The organism is Candidatus Zixiibacteriota bacterium, assembly GCA_019038695.1.
GTDB lineage: Bacteria > Zixibacteria > MSB-5A5 > GN15 > FEB-12 > B120-G9.
Window position 1 is genome coordinate 44,294 of sequence record JAHOYZ010000015.1, and the last position, 26,049, is coordinate 70,342.

General features: G+C 50.3%; 24 protein-coding genes. 6 read left to right on the plus strand and 18 right to left on the minus strand.

Going from position 1 to position 26,049, the window contains the following annotated elements; all coding sequences use genetic code 11:
- Positions 1–23 precede the first annotated feature (23 nt).
- The 5 genes from KOO62_06495 to KOO62_06515 all read right to left on the minus strand — a co-directional run bounded on the left by KOO62_06495 (position 24) and on the right by KOO62_06515 (position 6,527).
- The gene (locus KOO62_06495; protein MBU8933639.1) at positions 24–1,076 is read right to left on the minus strand and encodes an ABC transporter ATP-binding protein; all 1,053 of its coding nucleotides are present in this window, start codon (positions 1,074–1,076) and stop codon (positions 24–26) included.
- The gene (locus KOO62_06500; protein MBU8933640.1) at positions 1,077–2,171 is read right to left on the minus strand and encodes a DNA replication/repair protein RecF; all 1,095 of its coding nucleotides are present in this window, start codon (positions 2,169–2,171) and stop codon (positions 1,077–1,079) included.
- A 115-nt stretch (positions 2,172–2,286) separates the two neighbouring features.
- Positions 2,287–3,399, minus strand: a complete 1,113-nt coding sequence (gene dnaN, locus KOO62_06505) for a DNA polymerase III subunit beta (protein MBU8933641.1) — start codon at positions 3,397–3,399, stop codon at positions 2,287–2,289.
- Positions 3,400–3,685: 286 nt separating this feature from the next.
- On the minus strand, positions 3,686–5,053 hold the full coding sequence (gene dnaA, locus KOO62_06510) for a chromosomal replication initiator protein DnaA (protein ID MBU8933642.1): 1,368 nt from the start codon (positions 5,051–5,053) through the stop codon (positions 3,686–3,688).
- A gap of 406 nt (positions 5,054–5,459) precedes the next feature.
- Positions 5,460–6,527, minus strand: a complete 1,068-nt coding sequence (locus tag KOO62_06515) for an Mrp/NBP35 family ATP-binding protein (GenBank protein ID MBU8933643.1) — start codon at positions 6,525–6,527, stop codon at positions 5,460–5,462.
- Between the two features lie 250 nt (positions 6,528–6,777).
- Between KOO62_06515 and KOO62_06520 the strand changes: the two genes are divergently transcribed.
- Positions 6,778–9,615 (plus strand): hypothetical protein, encoded by a 2,838-nt coding sequence (locus tag KOO62_06520; protein ID MBU8933644.1) that lies wholly within the window; start codon positions 6,778–6,780, stop codon positions 9,613–9,615.
- A 77-nt stretch (positions 9,616–9,692) separates the two neighbouring features.
- Here KOO62_06520 and KOO62_06525 read toward each other — a convergent pair whose 3' ends face one another.
- Positions 9,693–10,175 carry a T9SS type A sorting domain-containing protein gene (locus KOO62_06525; protein MBU8933645.1) on the minus strand — a complete coding sequence of 161 codons (483 nt, stop codon included), beginning with the start codon at positions 10,173–10,175 and terminating at the stop codon, positions 9,693–9,695.
- A gap of 283 nt (positions 10,176–10,458) precedes the next feature.
- Between KOO62_06525 and KOO62_06530 the strand changes: the two genes are divergently transcribed.
- From KOO62_06530 to KOO62_06545, 4 genes are all read left to right on the plus strand, one after another.
- A complete protein-coding gene (locus KOO62_06530) occupies positions 10,459–11,703 on the plus strand; it encodes a DUF1015 family protein (GenBank protein ID MBU8933646.1) in 1,245 nt (414 codons plus the stop codon).
- Between the two features lie 18 nt (positions 11,704–11,721).
- The gene (locus KOO62_06535) at positions 11,722–12,600 is read left to right on the plus strand and encodes a hydroxyacid dehydrogenase (protein ID MBU8933647.1); all 879 of its coding nucleotides are present in this window, start codon (positions 11,722–11,724) and stop codon (positions 12,598–12,600) included.
- 42 nt (positions 12,601–12,642) lie between these two features.
- Positions 12,643–13,728 carry a 3-phosphoserine/phosphohydroxythreonine transaminase gene (serC, locus tag KOO62_06540; protein ID MBU8933648.1) on the plus strand — a complete coding sequence of 362 codons (1,086 nt, stop codon included), beginning with the start codon at positions 12,643–12,645 and terminating at the stop codon, positions 13,726–13,728.
- 120 nt (positions 13,729–13,848) lie between these two features.
- On the plus strand, positions 13,849–14,694 hold the full coding sequence (locus KOO62_06545) for a DUF4846 domain-containing protein (protein MBU8933649.1): 846 nt from the start codon (positions 13,849–13,851) through the stop codon (positions 14,692–14,694).
- 51 nt (positions 14,695–14,745) lie between these two features.
- On the opposite strand, the gene KOO62_06550 is transcribed toward KOO62_06545, so the two are convergent.
- From KOO62_06550 to KOO62_06590, 9 genes are all read right to left on the minus strand, one after another.
- Entirely contained in the window at positions 14,746–15,873 is a 1,128-nt protein-coding gene (locus KOO62_06550; protein MBU8933650.1) for an N-acetyltransferase, read from the minus strand.
- 11 nt (positions 15,874–15,884) lie between these two features.
- Positions 15,885–17,078, minus strand: coding sequence for a pyridoxal phosphate-dependent aminotransferase family protein (locus tag KOO62_06555; GenBank protein ID MBU8933651.1), 1,194 nt, complete (start codon positions 17,076–17,078; stop codon positions 15,885–15,887).
- Between the two features lie 129 nt (positions 17,079–17,207).
- Positions 17,208–18,401 (minus strand): hypothetical protein, encoded by a 1,194-nt coding sequence (locus KOO62_06560; protein ID MBU8933652.1) that lies wholly within the window; start codon positions 18,399–18,401, stop codon positions 17,208–17,210.
- A gap of 197 nt (positions 18,402–18,598) precedes the next feature.
- On the minus strand, positions 18,599–19,189 hold the full coding sequence (locus tag KOO62_06565) for a DUF1442 domain-containing protein (protein MBU8933653.1): 591 nt from the start codon (positions 19,187–19,189) through the stop codon (positions 18,599–18,601).
- 2 nt (positions 19,190–19,191) lie between these two features.
- Complete coding sequence (locus KOO62_06570; GenBank protein MBU8933654.1) at positions 19,192–19,701, minus strand: macro domain-containing protein; 510 nt, start codon at positions 19,699–19,701, stop codon at positions 19,192–19,194.
- A 3-nt stretch (positions 19,702–19,704) separates the two neighbouring features.
- Positions 19,705–20,292: a phosphatase PAP2 family protein gene (locus KOO62_06575; protein ID MBU8933655.1), complete on the minus strand. Its 588-nt coding sequence runs from the start codon at positions 20,290–20,292 to the stop codon at positions 19,705–19,707.
- Complete coding sequence (locus tag KOO62_06580; GenBank protein MBU8933656.1) at positions 20,285–21,211, minus strand: hypothetical protein; 927 nt, start codon at positions 21,209–21,211, stop codon at positions 20,285–20,287. The genes KOO62_06575 and KOO62_06580 overlap by 8 nt, the downstream gene beginning before the upstream one ends.
- On the minus strand, positions 21,192–21,806 hold the full coding sequence (locus KOO62_06585; GenBank protein ID MBU8933657.1) for a YigZ family protein: 615 nt from the start codon (positions 21,804–21,806) through the stop codon (positions 21,192–21,194). The genes KOO62_06580 and KOO62_06585 overlap by 20 nt, the downstream gene beginning before the upstream one ends.
- A 7-nt stretch (positions 21,807–21,813) precedes the next feature.
- Positions 21,814–22,719 (minus strand): DNA-protecting protein DprA, encoded by a 906-nt coding sequence (locus KOO62_06590; GenBank protein MBU8933658.1) that lies wholly within the window; start codon positions 22,717–22,719, stop codon positions 21,814–21,816.
- A gap of 144 nt (positions 22,720–22,863) precedes the next feature.
- Between KOO62_06590 and KOO62_06595 the strand changes: the two genes are divergently transcribed.
- Positions 22,864–23,706 (plus strand): hypothetical protein, encoded by an 843-nt coding sequence (locus tag KOO62_06595; protein ID MBU8933659.1) that lies wholly within the window; start codon positions 22,864–22,866, stop codon positions 23,704–23,706.
- Between the two features lie 65 nt (positions 23,707–23,771).
- Here KOO62_06595 and rnc read toward each other — a convergent pair whose 3' ends face one another.
- The 3 genes from rnc to acpP are packed head-to-tail and all read right to left on the minus strand — an operon-like array spanning position 23,772 to position 26,035.
- Positions 23,772–24,512, minus strand: a complete 741-nt coding sequence (rnc, locus tag KOO62_06600; GenBank protein MBU8933660.1) for a ribonuclease III — start codon at positions 24,510–24,512, stop codon at positions 23,772–23,774.
- 2 nt (positions 24,513–24,514) lie between these two features.
- Positions 24,515–25,762 carry a beta-ketoacyl-ACP synthase II gene (gene fabF, locus KOO62_06605; protein MBU8933661.1) on the minus strand — a complete coding sequence of 416 codons (1,248 nt, stop codon included), beginning with the start codon at positions 25,760–25,762 and terminating at the stop codon, positions 24,515–24,517.
- A gap of 33 nt (positions 25,763–25,795) precedes the next feature.
- A complete protein-coding gene (gene acpP, locus KOO62_06610) occupies positions 25,796–26,035 on the minus strand; it encodes an acyl carrier protein (protein ID MBU8933662.1) in 240 nt (79 codons plus the stop codon).
- Between the last annotated feature and the right edge of the window lie 14 nt (positions 26,036–26,049).

Sequence of the window (26,049 nt, forward strand, 5' to 3'; positions counted from 1 at the left end):
GTCGCTGATGATTCCGGACAGTCTCAGCGAGGATTTATTGCTTGTCCACTATTCGGATCAAACAGGAGAGCTTCTTCCCATTCGAGATTCAGTCTGACTTTTGATCCTACCTGAAGTGGTTCATCGATCTTGGAAACGGTCAACCGACAGTCGGCCAGCTCGATCGTAACAATATGTTGATCCCCAAGGTACTCCGATTCGATTACCGTCGCCAGATGTTCTCCTCCGTCCTTCACATTAATAAGATCAGGTCGGATTCCTACCAGCACCTCCGATTGAGTAACCGGCATCGGCAACTTTATTAGTTCGATTCCAAACGGAGCCAGAACAGCGCCATCGACCCGCGCTCGCACGATATTGATCCGTGGAAAGCCGAGAACGGTTGCCACAAAGACATTGATCGGTCGATTGTAAAGTGTCTCGGGACTACCGATCTGCAATAGTTCTCCGTCTTTGAGAACAGCAATCCGGTCGGCCATAGTGAGTGCTTCGGCCTGATCGTGTGTGACATGGATAGTGGTCGTCTTGAGATTTTTCTGAAGGCTGACTATTTCCCGGCGCATTCGACCACGAAGATCGGCATCCAGATTGGACAGGGGTTCATCGAGCATGAACAGGTCCGGCTGTCGAATAATGGCACGCCCCAGAGCAACTCGTTGGCGCTGACCACCTGATAACTCATTTGGTCGCACTTTCAGTTTATCCAACATACCCAGCAGTTCCGCAATTTCCCGTACTTTCTGTTCTATCTCAGCGCGTTTGAGGCCGGCAATCTTCAGCGGGAAAGCCAGATTCTTCTCGACTGTCATGTGTGGATATAGACAGTAATTTTGAAACACCATCGCTACCCCACGATCGCGAGGTTGTAGTTGGTCAATACGTTTGTCACCTACATAGATCGCCCCGCGATCAAGTTCCTCAAGCCCGGCTATCAGGCGCAGCAAAGTCGATTTGCCACACCCCGAAGGACCGAGTACTACCAATAACTCTCCCTCCTCCAACGATAGAGATACATCATGGAGCACTTCCACGTCGCCAAATTTCTTAGATACATTTTCTAATCTGAGCCCAGGCATCTACCCCATCTCCACTATTTCGCCGTTCCGTAATTGGAACCGAGTGCCTTGTCCTCGAATTGCTTCCGGCGGATCCACTGCGGTGGTAAGAAAAAGCTGTCCAAAATCCGTTAATAGCTCCACCAGGGCATTTGTTCGATCCGAGTCAAGCTCGCTGAAGATCTCATCCAACAGAAGTACGGGAACGTCCTGTCTTTTCTGCCGCAGTAGATGATACACTGCTAGTTTCATGGCTATCGCCGCCGTGCGTGACTCCCCCTGCGAGGCATGAGTGCGGGCCGGTTGGTCAGCAATTGTCACGTATAGATCATCACGGTGCGGCCCCACCATAGCAGCTCTCATAATAGTCTCACGCTCGCGGTACTCCTGGAGCCGTGATTCAAAGCGGTTCGATAACTCGTTAGTCTCCATTTCTTCAGGCTGCTTCCCTCCACAGATCGAAGATCGGTATTCAAGCTTCAGTAGTCCGCCACTCGCTATTCGGCTGTAGTAATCGGCTGTCATTTCATCCATTGTACGCAAAAACTGATTGCGGGTCTGGGTAATAACCGCTCCTAACGGCACCAGCAGGACATTGAATGGGCCGGGGTCCTGTTCTTTTCTCAGGGCTGCGTTCTTTTGAGCCAGGACTCGCTGATAGTCAATAAGTCGCGCCAGGTATTCTCGGGAAAGTTGTGAAAGGTAGGTATCTAAAAATGTCCGTCGCACACTCGGAGAACCAGTGATAATCGTTCCGTCTTCTGGTCCGGCTGAGACCACGCAGTGTTTACCAAACAAGTCTGATACTCGCGCGGATGCGTTATTGATCGTGATCTTCTTCCCCGTACCCCGTTGATAGGCTACACTACAGCGATGGGTATCTTCCTCGCGCCGGATAGAGCCCTCTACACGGTAAACATCACTTCGTGTAGATATCATAACTGCATCCTGAGCGCTGCGGTGTGATCGCCCCAGACAAAGCAGGAATATACTCTCAAGAAGATTGGTCTTGCCGGATCCGTTCTGGCCGTACAGAACGTTGATACCGACATCGGGCTGTAGCTTAAGGGAAGAGAAGTTTCTAAACGTGGTTAGTTTCGACGATTCAATAATCATAGATTGGTGTGTAAAAAGTGGCAGATTGTTACATCAGCCATAAATATCCAATCCATAGTCATGCTGTTTGGCGATTGAATAATGTAGCCACTGTCATTGCTTGTTCAACAACTCGCTAGTCCGCCAATCGCAACGGCATCACGAGGCAGAGATAGTTCTCTTTCGTCACTTCAGTATTATAAACCAAACCAGCCGATACGGCTGAGGATAGCTCAAAGACAACATCGCTACTATCAATCTTCCCCAGCACTTCGATTATGTAATTGGCGTTGTATCCAAGCTCAACAGCTTCACCATTATAATCACACTCCAACGTTTCCTTGCCCTCACCTCCCACGTCAGCATTAGTTGTTGAGAGTGTGAGCGTGTTGTTCTTGATACTGAATTTTACCTGGTGCGTCAGGGTGTTGGATAGTATCGAGACCCGCCGAACCGCCGAAGCCAGCTCGTCGCGAGCAATCACCATCTTCTTATCATTGTCTAAAGGAATGACTTGCTCAAAATTAGGATAAGGCCCTTCCAATAACCGTGAGGTTAGAATCATATCGCCAAGATTAAAGATTATATTATTCTCACCGAAGACAATACCAAGTTCCCGAGAATCATCACCAATAAGCTTTGGAATTAGATTAAGAACTTTTGGAGGGATAATGACATCGTCATACATCCCTTTTAATTTGGTATTAGCTGTGGACATTTTAGCCAGGCGGTGACCGTCAGTGGCTACCATCTGCATCCGATCCCCTTTTGTCTGCCAAAGTATACCATTTAGGGCTGGACGAGTTTCATCATCAGAGCAGGCAAATGTTGTCTTTCGAACCATAGCCGCGAAATCAGCGGCATTGATGCCAATTTCTTTCTTTGTATTGATCGCAGGAAGTTTCGGAAAATCCTCAGGTGGGACAGTGGCTATCTTGTAAGACCCATTCGGAACTTTCAGTTCAATGCGCTGGCCACTCGATTCTACTGTAATCTCAGACTCCGGCAACTCTCGGATTATCTCAAAGAGTATTTTTGCTGGTAACGCAATTGAACCCTTCTTGGTAACCTTGGCATCCATTGTGGCGGTAATTGAGATATCGAGGTCAGTAGCTGATATCTTCAGTTTGTTATCAAGTGCTTCAATCAGAATATTCGTTAGAATAGGTAGAGTTGATTTGGCTGGTACTACCTGGAGAATGTTCTGCAGGTAATTTCCGAGTCTTGACTTTGGTAAAGTGAATTTCATCTGTGCGTTCTCTTGTGCTTTAGTTTCCACACACCTTCTATATTATTCATTCATCTATCTATATAAAAACAGTAATAGTAATCTCTGTTAGGATGTTAACAACAACACCTTATTGTCAAATATGGTATAATTATTCATTATCCCGCAATAGTTTAATAGTCTGCAACTGACCCGAAGTTATCCAAATTTTGTCACCAACCAACCAACAAATATGATAACTTCCCCACACTAACAGCACCTTCCACAAACTCCTATCTATTATCCACAACAATTATCCACCTTAATGTTAATACAAAAGGGAGGCGGATATTTTGTCAATTTTCTCTCTCAGGCTGGGGTCAGCCGACATCTTTTTTGAGATAATATCACAAGCATGAATCACTGTAGAATGATCGCGGCCTCCAAAGGCGGCTCCAATCAATTTAAGCGAATTACTGGTCAGTGAACGCGATAAATACATTGCCACATGTCGGGCTATAACCACATCAGAAGTTTTCTTTTTCGCTTTCATGAGTTCGGGATCAAGCCCGAAGATCTCTGCTGATTTCCTTTGAATAGCCTCAATATCAACCTCTTTTTTCTGAGAAACCAGCATATCACTCAATACTCGCTTGGTTAACTCAAGATCGGGAGGCTCATTTTTCAATGAAGCATAAGCCAGCAATCTAATAAGAGCACCCTCAAGTTCACGAATGTTTGTAGAAATCTTGTCGGCTATATACCTCACCGCGTTATCCGGAAGAGTGACGCCATCGGATTCGAGCTTTTTGTACAGAATAGCGGTTCTGTTTTCGAGATCGGGTGCCTGTAGATCAGTTACCAATCCCCAGGAGAATCGCGACAGCAGCCGCTCCTCTAACCCCTTAATATCCCGCGGAGGACGATCAGATGAAAGAATGATCTGTTTTCCCTGGTGATGCAGAGTGTTGAAAGTATGAAAAAACTGTTCCTGAGTCGATTCCTTGCCGGTAAAGAACTGGATATCATCGATAATCAGAACATCGACATCACGGTACGCCTTTGTAAAAGCCGAGATAGAGCGATCTGAAATGGAAGCAATGAAATCTGATGTGAACTTCTCGGAAGTGGCGTACATTACCCGTCGCGATGAAAAGGTATCAATGATTGTATTGCCAATCGCCTGCACGATGTGGGTTTTCCCAAGACCGGTCCCGCCATAAATATAGAGTGGATTATACTTGGTAAGACCAGGTGCTTCTGCAACAGCCATAGCTGCAGCGCAGGCGAAATTGTTGAAATCGCCCACAACCAGGGAATCGAAATCGTATTTCCGGTTGAGATTGTGCCGATGCGTCTGGCTTGGTTGGAGAGTCTTGACGGCTCTCTGGTTGGAGAAATCAAGATCGGTCTGTTTGATATCTGCAGTGCCGATTTCCGAAATAACGTACACGACGTCGTATTCGTGTCCAAGCACTTCCCGAAAGGCTTCATTGATAACGTCGGAGAAATGCCCTTTGACCCAGTCCGCAACGAACTGGTTTGGTACGGTTAATCTAAACTCGCTATTTCCATTGGTCTCACCACGGATCGACTTCATCCATGTGTTGAATGACTGTTCCTTCACACGTCGAGAAATGTAGTGAAGGCAGTCCTGCCATTGCTGTGAGTTCCTCACAGGCTCCTGTTGAATCATACTGATCCCCCTCAGTTATTCACAGTCTATGGTTATCAGAGTCTGTTCTACCTCAGGCATTTGGGTATTCCATATGAACCCGGACGCAGTGTTATCAACAATTTTATCAACACTCTTCGAATGTCCTGAGGTACTATAAACCGGGCTTGGGTAACAACTTTGCATACTACTACTCTGAAGCTACCCACATTTTGTTAACACTTTGTAGTCTTACTGCTCTCATGTTAATAGAAAAGGAATTTTGACCTCGTCGTCAAGCACGCTGGTGTATTAATAACAAAGATATCTGAACTGCTTGTTTGGTGGTCTCTTATGGGGTTACTGCAGACTCTCCATTGGCGGTACATTATGATAGTGCACCGCCAATGGAAAACTCTACAATGCGAAGCCGTATAATGTCAGACGTTTATCGGCCATCCATAGCGGCAATCTGCTCAGCTATAGATTCGAAAAGTGATACTTCAGAGGAATCACCTTCCAGGGCTACCGGATTGCCGTTATCGCATCCTTCACGGATTGATTTCCTGAGCGGGATTTCTGCCAGGAGGGGAACTCCCAATCGATTCGCCAGCTGTTTACCGCCATCTTTTCCGAAGATGTAATCGCGACCACCATCAGTCTCGTAGTAGGCCATATTCTCAACAACGCCAATCACTTTCAGCTTGGTGCGGGTGGCTAGCTTAGCTACTCGTCCAGCCACATGTGTAGCCGTATCCTGCGGTGTGGTTACTACCAGCAGTTCGGCTGAGGGTACAGCCTGGGCGATAGTAAGAGTCACATCACCGGTACCGGGGGGCAGATCCAGGAAGAGATAGTCCAGTTCATCCCAGATCACATCGGTCAGGAATTGAGTGATCGCCTTGTGAAGCAAAGGACCCCGCCAGATGACCGGTTCGTCTTCATCGACAAAGAAACCCATCGAAACTACTTGCAGGTTATCACCCCGACGAAGAGGGACTATATTGTTGTCTATTGCCGTAGGAGTACCCATGACGCCGAGCATACGCGGAATAGAAAAGCCATAAACATCGGCATCCAGAATGCCAACCTTCAATCCCTTGCGAGCCATAGCCGCTGCGAGGTTGGCCGCGACGGTGGATTTCCCTACGCCGCCTTTTCCGGATGAAACCGCGATAAAACGTTTGGCAAATTTTTCAATTGTTGGACCACTCCCGCCAGAAGCGGTTAATTTACCACCGAGCTTCTGACGGAGTTCCTCGCGTTGTTTGGGTCCCATCGAATCAAACTCGACCTTGACCTTTTTCACGCCCTCCAGCGCGCCAACGCCGTTTTCGATGTCATCGCTGATTTTCCTTTTCATGGGACAACCGGGAATGGTCAGGAGGACACCGACCGTCACGATGTCGCCTTCGATTGTGACATAGTCTATCATATCCAATTCGGTCAGAGGGCGACGGAGTTCGGGGTCGTCAATACCACCGAGAACCTTGAGAACATCTTCTTTAGTGGGCATCGCTTTGCTTTCCTTCTACACTGTTCCGAAGCCGGAACCGGTTTTTTTCTTTGGGCCAATATATGCCACGATCCATGTAGGTAGAAGAACAATTTACAGCGGCAGAGGTTCCATTTGAGAATTTAGTACCAGCGCGTTGTTATGGAGTCAGACGGGAGCCAATCTCCCCAACTTTTCCCTTTACAGGTGCCGGGGGCACCCCTTTCTTTGGAAAACGTTCAATATCATTCAACCTTCCAAGGAGGTCCCTATGAAACTCGCCAAAGGGACGAAGTCCCTTCTTTTAATTGCTTTGACTCTACTCATAGCCTCGTCCGTACTGCAGGCTGGACTACACCCGTCATATTCACCAAAGGCTGTGATTGATTCTGTACCTTTCTATACTAACGGTAACTACGACAAATCCATCCCCGAACCAAACTACTATCTCCAGCATCCCCTGGGTACATGGCCAATGCGCTATCATGAGATGGCCGCGTACATCAAGATACTGGTTGAGCGTTCGGATCGCATGACGATGGAAACACACGGGGCCACACACGAAGGTCGCGAGATGTACAATATCTTTGTCTCGTCGCCGGAGAATATCGCAAACTTCCAATCTCATGTAGTCTCGATGGACCGCGTAGCTGATCCTGCGTCTGATCTGACGGGCGTGGCTCTGGATAACGCTGTAGACGGTCTGCCCGCTTTTGCGTGGCTGGGATATTCTATTCATGGTGATGAACTCTCCGGGGTCGATGCGGCGGTGCAATTGCTGTATCATTTGGCCGCAGCCAATGACTCCGCAACGCTTCATCTACTTGAAAATGTCATCATAATCATTGACCCGAATGAAAACCCGGACGGCCGTGAGCGCTACCTGAGTATGTTGCAGACCCACAAAAGCCACGTTCCCAACTGGGACTCGCGCTCGGCTCAGCACAACGGTGTATGGCCCTGGGGGCGGACCAACCACTATTTGTTTGATATGAACCGCGACTGGATGGTGTTGACCCAGCCGGAAACACGAGGACGGGTACAGACTATTGTTAAGTATCATCCGGTAATGTGTGTTGATGCTCACGAGATGGGGTCTAATGCGACTTATTTGTTTTCTCCCCCCCGTGAACCGATCAATTACAACATGCCATCCAATGTAGCGAAATGGTATCCGGTTTTTAGCAAGGATCAGGCGACCGCATTCGACCAACGTGGCTGGCCCTATTATACCGGAGAATGGAATGATCAGTGGTACATTGGCTATGGCTCAGCCTGGCCGACATTCACCGGCGCGGTTGGCATTTTGTATGAACAGGCTGGAGTTGACGGCGCTTTTGTTCGCCAGAGTAACGACTACCTGTTGAGTTATCACGAATCGGTCAACCATCAGTTTTCGTCATCGCTGGCTAACCTTCACACCACCGCTAACAACCGGGTGGAGCTGCTCAAGGATTATCGCCAGGTCCGAAAGGATATTGTCGCTCGGGGCGAAAAAGACCGACTGACATTCCTGATTGCGCCTGATCGCGACGAGCTGAAAATCAACCGCTTTATTGAATCCTTGCTTATGCAGGGAATCGAAGTGCAACAGGCTACCTCGTCGTTTACGGTCTCAAGTGCGGTCGACGTGTATGCCGAAAAACACAGCAACAAAGAATTCCCGACCGGTACCTATATAGTCAGCACTGCTCAGGCTCATGGTGCGTTGGCCAAAACCATCATGGAGTTTGATCTGCATCTGAAAAAGGATTTCCTCGAGGAAGAACGCCGTGAACTGGAAAAACATGGCGATACCAGAATGTACGAAGTGTCTGCATGGTGTGTGCCGATGGCGTACGATCTCGAGGCCTATCAGACCTTTTCTCAATTCAACGCAACGACCAGAGTTGTACAACAGGTGACTTTGTCACCCGGCCAGTTGATTAACCCCGATGCCAGTTATGGTTTCATTGTTGATATGGTCGGAGAGAAAACTTTCCTGGCACTCAATCGCATTTTCCAAGAAGAGCTGATTGTCTATGCCTCGGAAAAAGCCTTCACTATCGAAGGTCACTCCTTCCAATCGGGAGCGTTGGTTCTGCACCGCCGTGGGAACATCCAACACTTGACCGAGGCTCTGACCAAAATAGCCGATGAGATCGGGATTAATATCTACGGTGTCAATACCGGATTTTCAACGAAAGGTTCACATCTCGGCGCACCGACTTTCCGTTTACTCCGACAGCCACGAGTGGGTTTGTGTTTTGGTGCACCGCTTAACTACACCGGCGTGGGATCGCTCTGGCATACTATTGATCGGGAGCTGGAGATTCCGCATTCGTTGTTGTCGATGGAATGGTTCGAAGGTGCCGATCTATCCCCCTACAATGTTCTGATCCTTCCGGCTTCATGGGGTAGTCTGGCCGACCGGCTGGGTAAGTCCGGCAAAGAGAAACTGGCCCGATGGGTTCGTAATGGTGGCACGTTGATTCTTGAGGGCTCCTCGGCGGCATGGGCGGCTGATTCAAATGTGGCTTTGTCGAATGTCCGGCTGAAACGTCAGATGTTGGACAAGCTGGATGTTTATGATCGCGCTCTTGACCGTGAACTGGCGGCGGAGAAACCGGTTGTTGATACAATGGCTCTCTGGCATCCAGAAGAAACTAAGGTGGCCGAGAAAGAAGAAGAGAAGCCCCTTAGAGCTAAACTTGGCAAAGAAGAGGCCGAGGAACTGGATCGATGGAACCGGCGCTTCCGCCCACGAGGTGTGATCATGCGAGCCGATATCGACACCGAATACTGGCTGGCGTTTGGAATGCGAGAGAGAGTGCCGGTGATGGCATGGTCGCGCAATGCCTTCCTGGCCGATCAGTCCGTAACAACTGTTGCGCGCTTCACTTCAGACAAGAACAGGCTACGCCTTTCGGGATTGTTGTGGCCGGAAGCACGTGAACGATGGGCGGGAACGGCCTATGTCACACGCGAGCGCAAAGGGAAAGGGCAGATCATCATGTTTGCTGGTGCGCCCAATTTACGTGCCCACTGGCATGGCACTCGGAAGATGTTCGTTAATGCTGTTCTGTACGGTCCCGGATTTGTGAGCGCTTTCTCACCGTACGGCGAATAGATTTGATGCTGTATATGAAACGGGTCAGGCGTCGTGTGACGCCTGACCCGTTTGTTGTTTGTGTGGTGCACAGCGGGCTACTTCAGAAGCAGCATCTTCGCTACGGCCTGCTGTTCTCCTACTACCAGGCGACAGAAATACACACCGCTTGCGACGCTCTCTCCGCCAGAAGTCATCCCGTCCCACGTAAGAACGTGATTTCCAGCCCGCAACCGCGAGTTTGCCAGCGATCGGACTCTCTGACCAGTCACATTGTAGATGATCAGGCTAACATGAGAGGCGCTGGGAAGATCAAATGAAATGTTCGTACTCGGGTTGAAAGGATTGGGATAGTTCTGGCTGAGACCGAAGCCAAGGTCATCGCCGACGAATTCTACATCAGAGGCGATTATAGAAACACCTTGCTCCTTCTGAAAGCACGAAGAATGGAAGTCGTTGGCGGTAGCCCCGAGTGTGTCGAGGAATTCGAACTCCACTTCCTCCGTTACTTCTACCGATCCCGATGGGCAGTCGATAGCTGTCGCCGGCCCTGAAGCCGCTGTAAAAAACGTCAGCACCATCAAGTGAATTAGCTGTTTTCATCACTGCTCTTGCACAGTATACGTTAAAACAACCAAAACGTCGTGCGCTGGATGGATGAAAAACCCGCGACTTGGTCATATTTCTGAGCATGAAATCACTTTCAACGAGAGATTGACTTCGCCAGGAGCAGCAATCACCAATCCTAATCCCCCCCAAGAAAAATAGCTCCCCTCAGCCGATCGACCTTGAATTTTCCTTGCCTTTTGATATATTTACGGACCGTTACGAAATGGGTCGTAACGCTTGCGGAAAGGAGTATCTATGTCTGTTATTCGTCCCTTCAAGGGTCTTCGCCCTCGCCCCGACATGGCCGCCGTTGTTGCCTCACCTCCCTATGATGTGCTCAATAGCGATGAAGCACGAGCATTAGTCAAAGACAACCCCAATTCCTTTCTGCGTGTCAACAAGCCGGAAGTTGATTTCAAACCGGGTGTCTCAATGTACAGCGATGAAGTCTACCTTCGTGGCAAAGAAAACCTCCAGCGTCTGGCTGATGACAATATCATGCTGCGCGATCAGAAGCCCTGTTTCTATCTGTACCGTCTCACCTGGAAAGGCCAGAGCCAAACCGGGCTGGTGACACTCACCTCGTGCGAAGAATACGAGCAGGGCACAATAAAGAAGCACGAGCATACTCGCCCTGTCAAAGTCAACGACCGGGCGGATCATATCCAAAAAGTCGCCGCCCAGGTAGGGCCGGTTTTCTCCATTTTCCGTGACAATCCGGACATCAAAGCAATCTTTGCCGGTATTTCTGCCGCACCTCCCGAATACGATTTCACCACCGAGGACGATGTGCGCCACGAGATGTGGGTTATCAATGACTCTGGAGCCATAAACGTGTTGGTTGCAGCATTTGGGAAACTGGATGCTATCTATATCGCCGACGGCCATCATCGTTCGGCCGCCGCTTCTGAAGTTGCCCGCCGTATGAAAGAACAGAATCCAAACCATACCGGCAACGAGTACTACAACTTCTTTCTCAATGTGATTTTCCCCGACAGCGAACTTCGTATCCTGCCCTACAACCGGGTCGTCAAAGGTCTGAACGGTATGACGGCTGACGCGTTTGTGGCACGTTTGAAGGATGCATTTGATGTCACCCCCCTGCAGGAACCGCTTGAGCCAAAGAACCCATACTGTTTTGGCACACTATGCCAGGGGAACTGGTTCCGTCTGACCGCCAAACCGGGCACGTTCGACGCTAACCATCCGGCCGACTCGATTGATGCGGCGGTGCTGACGTCCAATTTGTTGGGTCCCGTACTTGGTATTGAAGACATCCGCACCGACAAAAACATTGATTTCATAGGCGGTATCCGGGGAGTAGCCGAGCTTGAGAAGCTTGTCAATTCCGGTGATTTCGATCTCGCTTTTTCGTTGTACCCGGTCACGGTGACTCAATTGCTGGCGGTAGCTGATGCCGGGCAAGTGATGCCGCCCAAATCGACTTGGTTCGAACCGAAGCTGCGTAGTGGCATGGTAGTTAATCTCCTTGACGAATAAACTGTGAGGGTTCAAAAAATGCTGGTTCTAATCTCTGATGCTTTTGACGACTCGCTGCCGGGAATTCTCTCCCAATATGGCGAAGTAACCGACGACAAGGGCCGCGTGGCCGAGGCTAACATTGTTCTCATTCGCAGCAAGACCAAGGTGACCAAAGAGTACATCGACGCTGCACCAAACCTTAAGATGGTCATTCGGGGTGGCGTGGGGCTGGACAATGTTGATCTGGTTTATGCCAAAGAGAAGGGTGTCGCCGTTCACAATACCCCCGAGGCCTCATCGGCGGCAGTGGCTGAAATGGCTTTTGCTCTGATGATCGCGTTGCCGAATCACATCACCAAAGGTGATGCCTCCATGCGCGAAGGCAAGTGGATCAAGAAAGAACTGAAGCGAACCGAACTGTCCGACAAGACGCTTGGAATCCTTGGCCTCGGTCGGATCGGACTGGCACTCGCTAAACGTGCCAAGATGTTCGGAATGCGAACTATTGGCTGGCACCCCGATGTCTATTTTACCGACTGGGCTGAGATTATTCCCACGATGGAAGAGACCATTGCCCAATCAGATTTTGTTTCCATGCACATGCCTCTGCTGCCACAGACAAAAGGTATCATCAACAAAGATATGTTGGCCAAGTTCAAGGATGGTGCGTATCTGATCAACACTGGTCGCGGTAAGTGTGTGGTTGAAGAAGATATCGTCGCGGCTCTCAAGAGCGGCAAACTGGCCGGGTTCGCCACCGATGTCTGGTACAGCGATCCCCCGGAGAATTCACCGTTGATGGATGCCCCGAATACGATTTTCGCACCCCATATTGGTGCTTCGACGAAAGAGAATATGAAGCGTATCGGTGTTATCATTGAACGACTGGTCAGCGATTTCGCGGCTAAGAATTAGAAATAAACCAGGAGCAAAACGCTCCAGGAACGAGGCATAAAGATGGCAAACAGAGTTTTCAATTTCAATCCCGGACCGTCCACGCTGCCGCTGGAAGTTCTCAAGATCATCCAGGACGAACTGCTGGACTATCGGGATACAGGTATGTCGATTATCGAGAGTTCTCATCGCTCTCCGGAGTTTGACGAGGTCAACGAAGCGGCGATCTCACTGGCGCGGGAAGTTTTTGGTCTGGACGACAAGTATCATGTAGTTTTCCTCACCGGCGGCGCATCACAGCAGTTCTTCCAGATACCCATGAATTTCCTGGCGGGCGGTAAAACCGGCGCCTATGCCGATACCGGCACCTGGTCAACCAAGGCGATCAAGGAAGCCAACATCGTCTCCAGGGCATATGTCGCCTTCGACGGCAAGGCGGTCGATTATAAACACATCCCTTCCCAGAACGAATTGGATATTCCGGCCGATTCGGCTTATCTGCATATCACTACCAATAACACTATCAAAGGCACTCAGTATCATTACCTCCCCGAGACAAATGGCCTGCCGCTCATTGCTGATATGTCGTCCGATATCGCCTCGCGCCGTCTGGACTACAGCAAGTTCGCCATGTTCTATGCCGGATCGCAAAAGAACCTGGGTGCATCGGGGACAACCCTGGTGGTGATGCGCGACGATCTGTTGCAGAAGTCTAACGACGAATTACCGACTCTGCTCAACTATAAAACCCAGGCCGCTAAAAAATCGTTGTCCAACACGCCGCCGTCATTTTCGATCTACGTTGTCAAATTGATCCTCGAGTGGATCAAGCGACAGGGTGGATTGCACGGTGTTGAGAAGATCAATGAGAGGAAAAAAGACTTGATCTACGGCGTAATTGATAATAACACTGACTACTTCAAAGGCGCGGTTGAGAAGGACAGTCGGTCCTGGATGAACATCACGCTGCGACTTCCTTCAGAGGACCTTGAGAAGAAATTCATTGCCGACGCTAAGGCGGCTGGTTTCATAGGTCTGAAGGGTCATCGCTCGGTAGGCGGTGTACGCGCTTCGGTATACAATGCTATGCCCCTGGAAGGAGCAGAGAAGCTGGCCCAGTTCATGGAAGACTTCAAGAAGAAGAACTAGCATAGCTAGACTCTTTCACCGCGTCTGGGTGATTGGAGATATGGTGCGGGCGGCTTCACACGGGCCGCCCGCTTTCTAACGACAGACCCTATGTCATTGTTCTGTGTATAAGAGGAACTAATGATGATTCCACGCTTTATAATTTACTCCGCCCTATTTGTCGCGATGACAGCATTAGCTCAAGATAATAACTATACCTGGAAGAATGGCGAAGTTATTGAACGCACTATTGCCTCAGAAATACTAACTCCGCCGGGATTCGTGAGAGTAACTGTCGATGACAGTTCGTTTGCTGAGTGGCTACGGTATCTCCCTTTGAAAAAAGCTGGCACTCCCGTCTTTCTGCACAATGGACAACGAAAGGGGAATCAGGAGGCGCACTTTGCGGTGATCGACATTGATCCCGGAACCAGAAACCTTCAGCAGTGCGCCGATGCAGTTATGCGGCTACGCGCTGAGTATCTGTATTCGAGAGGGGATTACGAGGTTATACATTTTAAGTTTACCAGCGGTGACGAAGCGTCCTTTCGACGATGGATTACTGGTTACCGTCCTATAGTTAACGGTAACAATGTGACGTGGGAGAAACGGGCACAGCCTGATTCATCCTATCAGTGTTTCAGAGAGTACCTGGAAATCGTCTTCACTTATGCCGGTAGCTATTCGTTAAGCCAGGAACTGAAGTCGCGTCGGCAGCCGGGAGCAATCCAAATCGGCGATCTGTTCATCAAGGGCGGCTTCCCTGGTCATGCAGTTATTGTGATCGATATGGCCTACGATTCGCTGTTGGGCGAGAAATTGTTTCTTCTGGCGCAGAGCTACATGCCGGCCCAGGATATACACATTCTTAAGAACCCAAACGATGCTAATCTGTCCTCCTGGTACAAGCTACCGTCTGGGCCGACCCTTGTGACGCCGGAGTGGGTTTTCAAGGTTGACGAATTGAAATGCTTCGATTCTGAGTGATACGAGTACAGGAGCATTGGCGCTTTGCCGTGAGCGTACGGGAACCTACAGCTACAGCGGCATTTCGACAATGCGATAGCGTTTGTAGACGGTAGCTCCCATTTGTTCGATAGCCTTGCGCATCAGATCATTGGTCTCAAGCACCCAGGATGCTTCGCCCCAACTGTAGCCTTTACCTGTGGCTGTCGTAAAACAGGCGTGGTACATAATCATCTCAAGACCACGTTTCTGGAACTGGGGAATAACGCCAAAAGTGATAATACGAGCGCAGTTGATCTTATTGCGGATTTTCGTATGCCACAGAAGTTTGAGTAACCCCGTGGGCCAAAGTTTGCCTTTGAGATGAATGAGCGCCTGGTTGATATCCGGCAACGCCAAGCAAAATGCAACCGGCGTGTCGCCACGTTCGCAGACGAATGCGATATCCGGATCAAGAATCTGCTTGAGATTCTTGGCCGTGTGGAAAAACTCATCCTTGGTCATGGGAATAAATCCCCAGTTCTTTTCCCAAGCCTGGTTATATACCCGGTGGATACGCTTAACTTCGTTGTCGAAGTCCTTCATGTTTAGACTTCGAATAGTGATCTTGGCACGGGCAGTGATTTTCTCTACGACCTTCGCGATACGGGGCGAAACCGGGACCTCTTCAGAAAACCGATATGCCACCAGATCCATAGCTTTCTTGAGACCAAACTTCTCCGTCAAGCGTGGCAGGTAGGGTTGATTGTAAGTCATCATCACTGTGGGAGGACTGTCAAATCCCTCAATGAGAAAACCACACTCATGATTGGTGGAGAAACTCATCGGGCCACGCATTTTCTCCATCCCCTCACGCTTGATAGTAATCATAGCGACCTTAAGAAGGGTTGAGGCGATCTCATAGTCGTCAGGACAATCAAAGAAACCAAAGAAACCAACCTGCTCCGCCTGAAAATCATTGTGGTTGTAGTTGATGCAGGTTGCTATACGTCCCACTACCTCATTACCGTCCATAGCCAGGAACATCTTTACCCGGGCCGAATGGAAGAACGGATTCTTCTCTTGATCGAAAAACTCAAGCCGCTCCGAGATAAGCGGTGTGACATAATTGGGATCGTTACGATACAAACGGTTGGGGTATGTAATGAACTGCTTCAATTGTGAAGCAGATTCAACTTCGATCACTTCTATCTTTGCCATAGGCTGCGTGACTAAGGAATAAGTCCCTTCTCCCTGCCGACACGAGCGACCACTTCTACTACCCGGTTGAGTTGCTCGTCGGTGTGGGTGGCCGTATATGAAGTCCGTATCATGGCCTGTCCGGGGGGTACCGCCGGTGAGACCACCGGGTTGGTGAACACGCCATTGTCAAAAAGTGCTTTCCAGAAAGTGAACGCATCAAGGTCATCGCCGACCACAATTGGCACAATCGGAGTCTCGGTGTCGCCGATATCAAAGCCGAGGTCACGGAACTCCTGTTGCATGCGACGTGCATTTTTCCACACTCGCTCTCGTCTCTCTGGTTCGGATTCAATTATATCCAGTGCCGCCAGAACCGAAGCTGCATTGGCCGGTGGAATTGAAGCCGAGAATATCAATGCCCGAGCGCGGTGTTTGATATAGTTGATTATGTGCTTATCTGCCGCTATAAACCCACCCAGCGAGGCAAACGACTTGGAGAATGTCCCCATCGTGATATCAACTTTGTCAATCAATCCGAAATGCTCGGCCGTTCCGGCACCCGTTTCACCAAGGACACCTATTGCGTGAGCATCATCGACCAGAACCCGCACGTTATAGCGTTGGGCAACATCAACCAGCCGCGGCAAATTGACAATATCGCCTTCCATTGAGAAGACACCATCAACCACTACCAGCAAGCCCCCGCGCGAGTTGTTCGAGCGCACGTTGGAAACAACCCGTTCGAAATCATCCATATCATTGTGGGCAAACTTGTAAACCTTGCCGTACGAGAGCCGGGTACCATCGACAATGCTGGCGTGATCCTGGCGGTCGATAATGACCGCATCATTCTTTCCCACCAGGGTTGCAATTGTGCCAAGATTGGTCTGGAAACCGGTAGAAAAAACCAGCGCTGCGGGACGTTTCATGAACCGGGCCAGGCGTTCTTCAAGCTCAACATGAAGGTCCAGGGTGCCGTTGAGAAGACGCGAGCCGGTACAACCGGAACCATATTTGCGGACGGCTTCAGCCGCCGCTTCTTTGACCTTGGGATGATCGACCAGCCCCAGGTAATTGTTGGAACCAACCATGATGCACTTCTGGCCGTCTATATCCACTTCGTCGCCGGGAGCAGACTGCATCGGATGAAAGTAGGGATAAATACCCATCTCCATCACCTTCTGAGGGTCGCAGTAGGTGCGGCATTTCTCGAAGAGGTCGATATATGTTGTTCCGGTCTTATTCACACTGGCTTGGGCCGCTATATCATGCTGACTTTCACTCATACTTACCTGCTGGACGAAACCCAATTTGACCCTATTTGTCAAGCTAATAGCCGAAGGAACTGGCTATCAATGCCCCAACGTGTGGCGGTAGCTGATGGTCAAACCTCTGTACTTGCGATCAGGGAAAAGCGATTTGTAGTTATACCGTGCTTCAGTATATTCGACCGCGATCCGGTCCATCAGGAACTGGAGGGTCCGACTTGGCGGGGTAGACGTGCCAGACGTTAGCGCGGCCAGAACCTTCACCAGACCGGGACTACTGATTGTGAAACCCCAGGTAGTTCTGTCGAAGTCTCCTCCCGGATTGTAGACCCAGGTTGTACTGTCATCGTCCCTACCATCGCATTCACCAATTCGGAAAGATACCGCTTCAACCAGCCCCATCTCTACCCCTCGATGTGCCAACCAATCATCCAGATGCGTTTTCTCATCATCAATCGCGGAAGTGATCGAAATCAGCCTCCAGTCCCAGAATGGGATCTTCCATTTGACACCCAACTCAATTGCATATCCCCAGCGTCGAGAGCTGTGAAGTGGATAGCTGTTGTCACCACTATCAACATCCAATCCCTCATTCCGCCAGGCCACTCCGAATACGGGTCGGACTATAGCCGAGATAGTTTCGTTTAACCTCATATTGAATAAGCTGTCCAGAGGCAACTGAAGTGTCGCACCATAGTCAAAGGCGTGTGCCTTGTCATTAAAACGACCCTCCGCCCCCTGTTCAATCAGCTTGTAGGTTCCTCCCAGGGCGATGCGAACCGAACCATTGTAGGCTAAGGCGAAGACAAAATTATCGGACTTTTCAATCCACTGAAAAAGCCGGCCGGTTGGTGCGCGATAGTAGTCGGTCTCCACCATTTCAGGAGATTCAAACTTCACGCGGTACCATCCGAGACCACAACTCAGTGGCAGGCCAAGCCCGAACTGTCTGGCGTCAAATCCCACAATTGCCAGAGCTAACTGCTTCCTAAAATCCACCGGTAGCGTGGTGGACCAGAGTGGAGGTGTAATTGATATTCTTTGCTGGGTCGCATACAGCCCCAACCCTGCTGGATTGAAATACATCGAGTGCGGATCGAAAAGGGCAACTCCGGCTTCGCCCATGCCATTGGCACGAAGAGAAAGGGACCCCTCCAGGAACGACGTACCAGCTGTCCCAACTTTTGTTTGTCCAGAGACAATGGCGGGGATGAGTATAATGAATATGAGAAATGCTACGAACCCTGACCGCATGGTGTTCCCTTCCGTATATTGCATGTGTGATTCTGCTGGTAGTATAGCACGTTCACCGTAATATCACAATCACGTTCTCGCAAGAAAGAGGTCAAGCGACACACTGCTGTCAGTATGGCAGAGCCCCATGGTGGTTCTGCCGCATTCGGCAGGAGCACAGGGCTCCTACTCAAACCCTTCCTCGAGAGGCGGGTTCGAGGACGGACCCACCCTACGACACTTCAGCTTCGTCGGCACAGGAGTTCCCCTTTGCCAATTGGCAATACTACCGCGTCAACTCGTTCGTCCGCCAACGCCCGGTCAACGAATGGCTTTAGTTCGGTCTGGTGGCTGGTAACATTGTCCGCCACCAAGATTCCTCCCTTGACCATATTAGGAATCACTTGCTCATAACAGGCTTGATAAGCCTCTTTCTCCGCATCGAGGAAGCAGAACGCGATTTTGCTGAAGTCTCCTAAGTTTTCCAAAGCATCTCCGACAACCAATTCTACAACGTCGTTTACCTTGGCCTTTCGAAACGTCTCCTCTGCCAGGCGTGCTTTCTCCTCCAGTAGCTCGAAGGTTACCAGCTTAGCCCCCACCGCTCGGCAAGCGAGAGCCAGGTAGAGGCTCGAATATCCGGCGCTTGTTCCGATCTCAACAAACTTGCCCCTGGGGGCACCAGCCGCAAGAATCGCCAGAAAGTGTCCTGTCTCCGGTGGAATCTGTCGTAATCGTTTCATGCGCATCGTACCGTCAATGCGATCCTTGGCGTCTATCATTTCGAGACAGTGCATCTGCCGCTGGATCTCCAGAGGCATGTTACTCAATATGCTCATCGGTCCCTCCCTGCCGCTTTCGTGAAGGCGTACACGCCCAATTCGTCGAACATACAAAACACTACCCGCTCAAGATGCTTCGCTACCGGCTGATACCCTCGCACTGCGGCTTCCATCAGGTTGGCGCAGGCAGTCATTGGAAAGCCACCCACACCGGTACCAAAGGCGGGAAAAGCAAGCGACTTGATTCCGAGTTTCTCGGCCAGATTGAGCGAACTGACTGTGGCCTGGCGAATGAGTTTGTCATTGGTCCTGAGATCCTGGCCCATGACGGCAGCATGGATGACATACTTGTAAGGCAACTTTCCCGCTGTCGAAAACACTGCCTCACCCGGCATCACCGGTCCTTTTATCATGGCGTCGTCTTCGATTGATTGTCCGCCTGCGTTCTTGATCGCTCCCGCAACTCCGGCTCCCATCCAGAACTCGTTGTTGGCGGCGTTAACAATCGCTTCGGTGTCAACATGAGTGATATCGCCCCTGATGATCTCAATTGAAAACGGCATGGACTACCTCTTCTTCTCTTTCGATTGACTGGAAGAGGCGATGCCTTCCTTCCTCTTCTGCTCGAAATACCCAAACCCAAAGGCTACGGCGATTCCCACCGCCGTCCCTATGAACGCACCCGCAAAAACATCAAACGGATAATGCACACCAACAAAGACGCGACTGACTGCCACTATGGATGCAAACGCCCACAAATACCACCGGGTGTTCCTGGCAGCCAGCGAAAACAAAGCCGCCTGAGCGAAAGCATTGGTCGCATGTGATGACGGCAATGCATATCCCGCGCCACAGTTCACCAGAAGATTGATGTCGGTCATTATGTGACATGGTCTCGGTCTGGCGATTAACGGCTTCAGGAACTGGCTCGACAACTGATCGGCTACCAGCAGCGCGAACGCCGAGAACAACACCAGCCATCGCAGCCGCGAATCTCCTTTCCACAACAGGAGAATCATTGCGACCCCGTACAGTACACGCAATAGATTGTCGGAAGTAACAATCGGCATCAAAATATTGGTGACCGGATTACTGATGGTCACGTTGAAAAACAAGAACATTGTTCTGTCTATATCGCCCAACAGTTCAAGCATATGTAACAGCCTTACTTTCCAGAAACCGGTTTAGCCGGCGACGGGTTGGCATCCCTTCTCTCGCTCCCGGCTTCGTACACTTCAGAGCAGCTACCGCCGACCCGAGTCTCAGGCGCTGTTGAATGTCTTCGCCTGCGAGTAGACCACACAAGTACCCTACATGAAAAGCATCCCCAGCGCCAGTAGTGTCAACGGCATTTACCCTATATGCTTTTTGTCGATAGAACTTCCCATTCTCAAACCCCGCACTTCCTTTGGTCCCTTGCGTAATTACGACCGTTCCCGGACAGATCCTCGCCAGACACTGAAGTGCTTTTCTGATATTTTGTGTCCCTGTGTACGGAAAAGCGAACGCATCGGCTACAGCGAGATGATCAATCAATGGTAGAATAGGGGACACATCATCACGAACCGAGCCGATGTCAAACGAGATGACAGCGCCGTGTTTTCTGCCCCAGCGAGCCAGCTTCATGTTGGCATCAAGGTCGCGTCCGTCGAGATGGATCAGGCGCGGGATCGGATAACGAGGAAGATCGAGATCGCGGGGGCTAATGCCAATTTTACGATGAAGTGCGATGGTTCGCTGCCCGCCGTTCTCCTCCACAAAACCAAAGGCAGTTGCCGACCGGCGTTTCTTCCTGATAACATAGTCAGTACTGACTCCGTCTCTCTTGAGTTCCTCAACTGAGATTTGTCCGGCCATGTCATCGCCGACGACAACGATCACCGCTGTTTGGAATCCGAGACGTGACAGCCCGACCATAACATTCGGAATCGGTCCGCCACCCTGAATGCAAAGATCGGTCGCATCAACCTTGCCGCCCCGCTCCGGGAACTTCGGAATCGTCACCAGGAAATCGAGCGGGACAATCCCCATTCCAAGGCAATCGAGCTGCTTATTATGCCTGGAGTTGTTCAACTGTGGCTTTGCCTCCACTGAGTTCGATTATTTCCGCCACCAACACCTCTGATCGGGAAAGACGGATTTCAATCTCAAGCGTCACGCGATCCGAGTAGTCGGCCTTCACCTGTCGTGCTTCGAATTTAGCCAGCATCCGATTAAGTTGATCAAACAGACCAAAATCGATTACTACCCGGTACTTGGCGGTCAGATACTTTTTCTGACTTCCTGCCGCGTCGAGAGCTCCTGCCGCAGCTTCGCCATAGGCACGCGCCAGTCCTCCCGTGCCCAGTTTCGTTCCACCATAATAGCGCGTTACCACCACCAAAACATTGTCAAGCCCACGCCCACACATCGCATCATAGATCGGTCGCCCGGCAGTACCGGAAGGTTCGCCGTCATCCGAGTACTTGAACTTCATGTCATCAAACAGTCCCACCCGCCAGGCATAGCAATGATGTGTGGCGGCGTGCTCGCCTTTGCGAATAGACGCCAGGGCGGTTGTCGCATCCTCGGGTGATGAAACCAGACGACACTCGGCAATGAACCGCGAACCCTTTACTTTTGTCTCGTATCTGGCTTCAGTCGCCGGAGTGTGATAGACATCGTCCATCAGATAACTATACCAGCGCTTTTATGATATTATCCACCTGGTCAAGTCCGACAATCGGCACCGCACCATACTCGTTGGCAGTTGCCAGAGCGGTTTCATCCGAAAGAGCGCCATGCTTGGGATCGACCATCAGGAAAACGAGCTTGCCAATATCATGGCAGAAGGAGAGGGTATCTTTCGTACTGTGTGAATCGTTGTAAAACTCTGTCACTACCACCGCCTGGGATAGCCCGACCAGAAGTCGATTGACTTCCTTCAGATGGTCAGGATCCTGTTCCACATCTGGCGCATACTCGGCTATCAGTCCACCTTCCTGAGCAATGTCAACAGCCAGTGGAGTTTGCTCCGTCAAGTCGAGATGATCAACACCGGAATCCAGAACAGCAAAGGATCTCCCCTTGGCCGCCTTGACTCCAAGATGGACAGCACCATCAACGCCCCCTCTCAGCGACGACACTACCTGAATATTGGCCTCAGCCAGTAATCGTGTCAGAGAAACGGTAAGCTCTATGCCTTCCTGTGATGCCTGACTAGCACCAATGACCGTAACGCTTTTGAGCGAATTGTCAGGTAACTGTCCACGGACATATAACAGTGGCGGCGGGTCATTCAGCTCCTCCAGCGGGCGGGGATAGTCCGGATCGAAACGAGTAGCTACTTTGATATCACGCTGGGTCAACTCGTCATGATATCGAGCAACCCAGTCCAGTTCTGTTCTGGTTGTTTGTATTAGTTCGATTGCCTCGGGATCAAGGCTTTCGATGGCCGACAATGAATCGGTATCAGCGGTGAGCACTGTGTCAAGATCGCCGAACTGGTGCATCAAGGCCGCAAACTGCCTCGGACCAATATTGGCATACTTCGCCAGAGCCAGTGTCTTTACCGTATTGCTGTAACTGCTCAATTCTTCCATCAGATACTTAATGTACACTCTCCAGACCGCATGTCAACTTTTCCTCTATTAGTTTACATTACTGCTATGTTATCTTTGAAACCCTTGAATTCCAAACCGAAAAGACATATCATTGATCACTTACAGATACTACGGAAGGAACTCATGAGAAGAACTTGTGTCCTGATACTCCTTGTCTTAGTCCTGATCGGCTGCTCACCGGAGCCGGAGTCATTTGAAGAACTGATGATCGCCGGCAAGAAAGCCTTCATTGATGAACAATACGCAGAGGCAAGAGGCTACCTGGGCCGAGCCGTTGCTGAGCAACCCTCCGATCATGACGCGCTGTATTACCTTGGACTGAGCTATTCTCGTGATTTCTTGCTGGATAGTGCCTATTTCTTCCTTAGTCGGGCCAACGTCCTCTATCCCCAAGAAAGAGAAATCAACCTGGAACTCCTTACTCTGGCCCGAGCCCTCAAAGATAACAAATCCGCTATTCGGGCTATCCGAGTGCTGATCGCCACTGGTGATCCTGAGAGACAGTATTATGAAACCCTGGCCAGCCTCTACTCTCGCGAACATAACCTCCCCAACGCCTACCATTATGTTAGGCTGTTACTAAAAAGTGAGCCGGAGAACATCAAATGGTCTATCGGGGTTGCGATGGCAGCTTCCAATATTGATTCAGTTCATATCTCGCTTAGGGTTCTTGACTCCGCTATTGAGAAATTCGGGCCGCTACCGGAATTACGCAGCAATCGTGCTACGTTCTTGGTCGCCGCCAACAAGTTCGCCGAGGCCGAGCAGGAAATGCGGGAGCTCCATGCAGAGGATACCACTTCGATTCCCTATCGCATCAATCTCGCCAATGTACTCGCTACCCAAGATGACCAGCAGAAGAAAGAAGAAGCCCTCGGGATATACCAAAGCTTGTTGTCATTGGACCTGAAGGACTTTAAAATCGATTCACTTATTTCCGAACTTGAAAAAGAGCTGGAACCATAATATAGAACAATTGTTATGTCATCTTCACTTGGGCGTGAATGGAAATAATTGGAAAGAAAATGTAGCTAATCGGAAAGCTTGCCGAGAGCATTCCCTGCCGCTTTTTGTTCGGCTTCCTTCTTGGTATGTCCCTGACCGGTGCCAACGACCCGGCCGTTGACGTGCACATCCACATGGAATACTTTATCATGATCCGGTCCGGACTCTGATACGACTTCGTAGTGCGGCATTCCTTCTCCCCGAGCTTGAATCCGTTCAAGCAGTTCCCCTTTGAAATTGTTACGCGAGGAATCGGCCGCAATATCGTCTTTGGCAGAGTAGATCAACTTGTTGATGATCTTCCGGGCAGCTTCCAGGCCACCATCAAGAAACACGGCTCCCAATACCGACTCAAATGCATCTGAAACAATCGAGTGCCGGGTTCTTCCTCCGGAGCGTTCCTCCTCGGGAGCCAGTAGCATGTGTTTGTTGAGGCCACAACGAATACCAAGCTCGGCCAGGGTAGTCTCGCTAACGAGGAGAGCCTTCATTTTGGTCAAGTCCCCCTCACGCACTTCAGTATGGTCACGATAGAGTTGCTCGGCAATAACCAGGCCCAGGACCGAATCGCCCAAAAACTCCAACCGTTCATTGGACTTCGAATACTGATCATGGGCATACGAATATGAACGGTGGGTAAGAGCCAGGAGTAACAGGGTCGGCTCAGAGAACTGGTACCCAATGAGCCTTTGAACGTCTTTCAGGTCAACGGATTCGGAATCAGCAGCATTGCCCAGGAGATTTGTGAACTTCTTCCAGAAGCCCATTTCTAAGATGCGCCGTCAAACTTGCCAACAACCAGCGAAACGTTATGGCCACCAAAACCGAAAGAGTTCGACAGAGCATAGCGAACATCTACCTGGCGGTTACCTTCGGCCACATAGTCCAGATCACATTCGGGATCAGGATCGTCTATATTGGTAGTTTTGTGTACAATGCTGTTTTTGATAGATAGAAGAGAAACAACCGCTTCTATTGCTCCCGCCGAACCCAACAGATGACCAATCATCGACTTGGTCGAATTACAGGGAATCTTCGCGGCATGTTCGCCGAGAACATCTTTGATTGCAGTAGTTTCGGCGATGTCACCCAACGGTGTAGCTGTACCGTGGGTATTGATGTAATCAATCTGGTTCGGTTCAAGGCCAGCATCTTTGATGGCCAGCACCATGGCTCGCTTTGCTCCGTGACCATCAGGCGCAGGAGCGGTCATGTGGTAAGCATCGGCGGTCATACCGGCACCAACGACTTCGCCATAGATTTCGGCTCCCCGAGCCTGGGCATGTTCAAGAGATTCCAATAGGAGCATGGCCGATCCTTCGCCCATCACAAAACCGTCACGACCGACATCGAATGGCCGCGAAGCTTTCTCCGGTTCATCGTTACGGGTCGAGATAGCCTTGGCCTGACAGAATCCGGCCACTGCGGTAGGTGTGATCGAAGCTTCAGCACCACCCGCCAGCATGATGTCGGCGTCGCCACGCTTGATAATGTGCATGGCGTCCAGGATAGCATGCGCTGATGAAGCACAAGCGGATACGGTAGCATAGTTGGGACCGCGGAAACCATACCTGATCGACACCAACCCGGCACACATGTCGATAATCATCATCGGAATAAAGAAGGGCGATACGCGACCTGGACCGGATTTCTCGAGTTGGCTGTGCTGTTTTTCGAAGGTCGTTATCCCCCCGATACCGGAGCCAATTATCACTCCGCATCGATCAAGGTCCACCGCTTCCAGATCAAGACCTGAGTCTTTGACCGCCTCTTCGGAGGCACCGACAGCATACTGTTCGGATGGGTCCATTCTGCGGAGTTTCTTCTTGTCGAGAATGCCGCTCAGATCAAAATTCTTGACCTCGGCTGCAATCCTGGCAGGATAGATTGTAGTATCGAAACGTGTAATAGGGCCCACTCCGGATTTTCCAGCCAGTAGTGAACTCCAGAATTCCTCAACACTATTGCCTAACGGGCTTACAACCCCGAGGCCCGTGACAACTACTCTTGTTTTCATTTTTCCCGCTTGTTTGGCGTTGGAATCAACTACTCAGGACTTCTTGCCATTGTCATTGATATAGTTGATAGCATCACCGACCGAAGCGATTTTTTCAGCGTCTTCGTCGGGAATTTCGATCTGAAATTTCTCTTCGAGGGCCATCACCAGTTCAACAGTGTCCAGAGAGTCCGCACCCAGATCCTCAACAAACTTGGCATCCGGTGTCACCTGCTTCATCTCAACGCCCAACTGCTCAACAATGATATCCTTGACGTCGTTTTCTACAGACATTCCATAACTCCTTG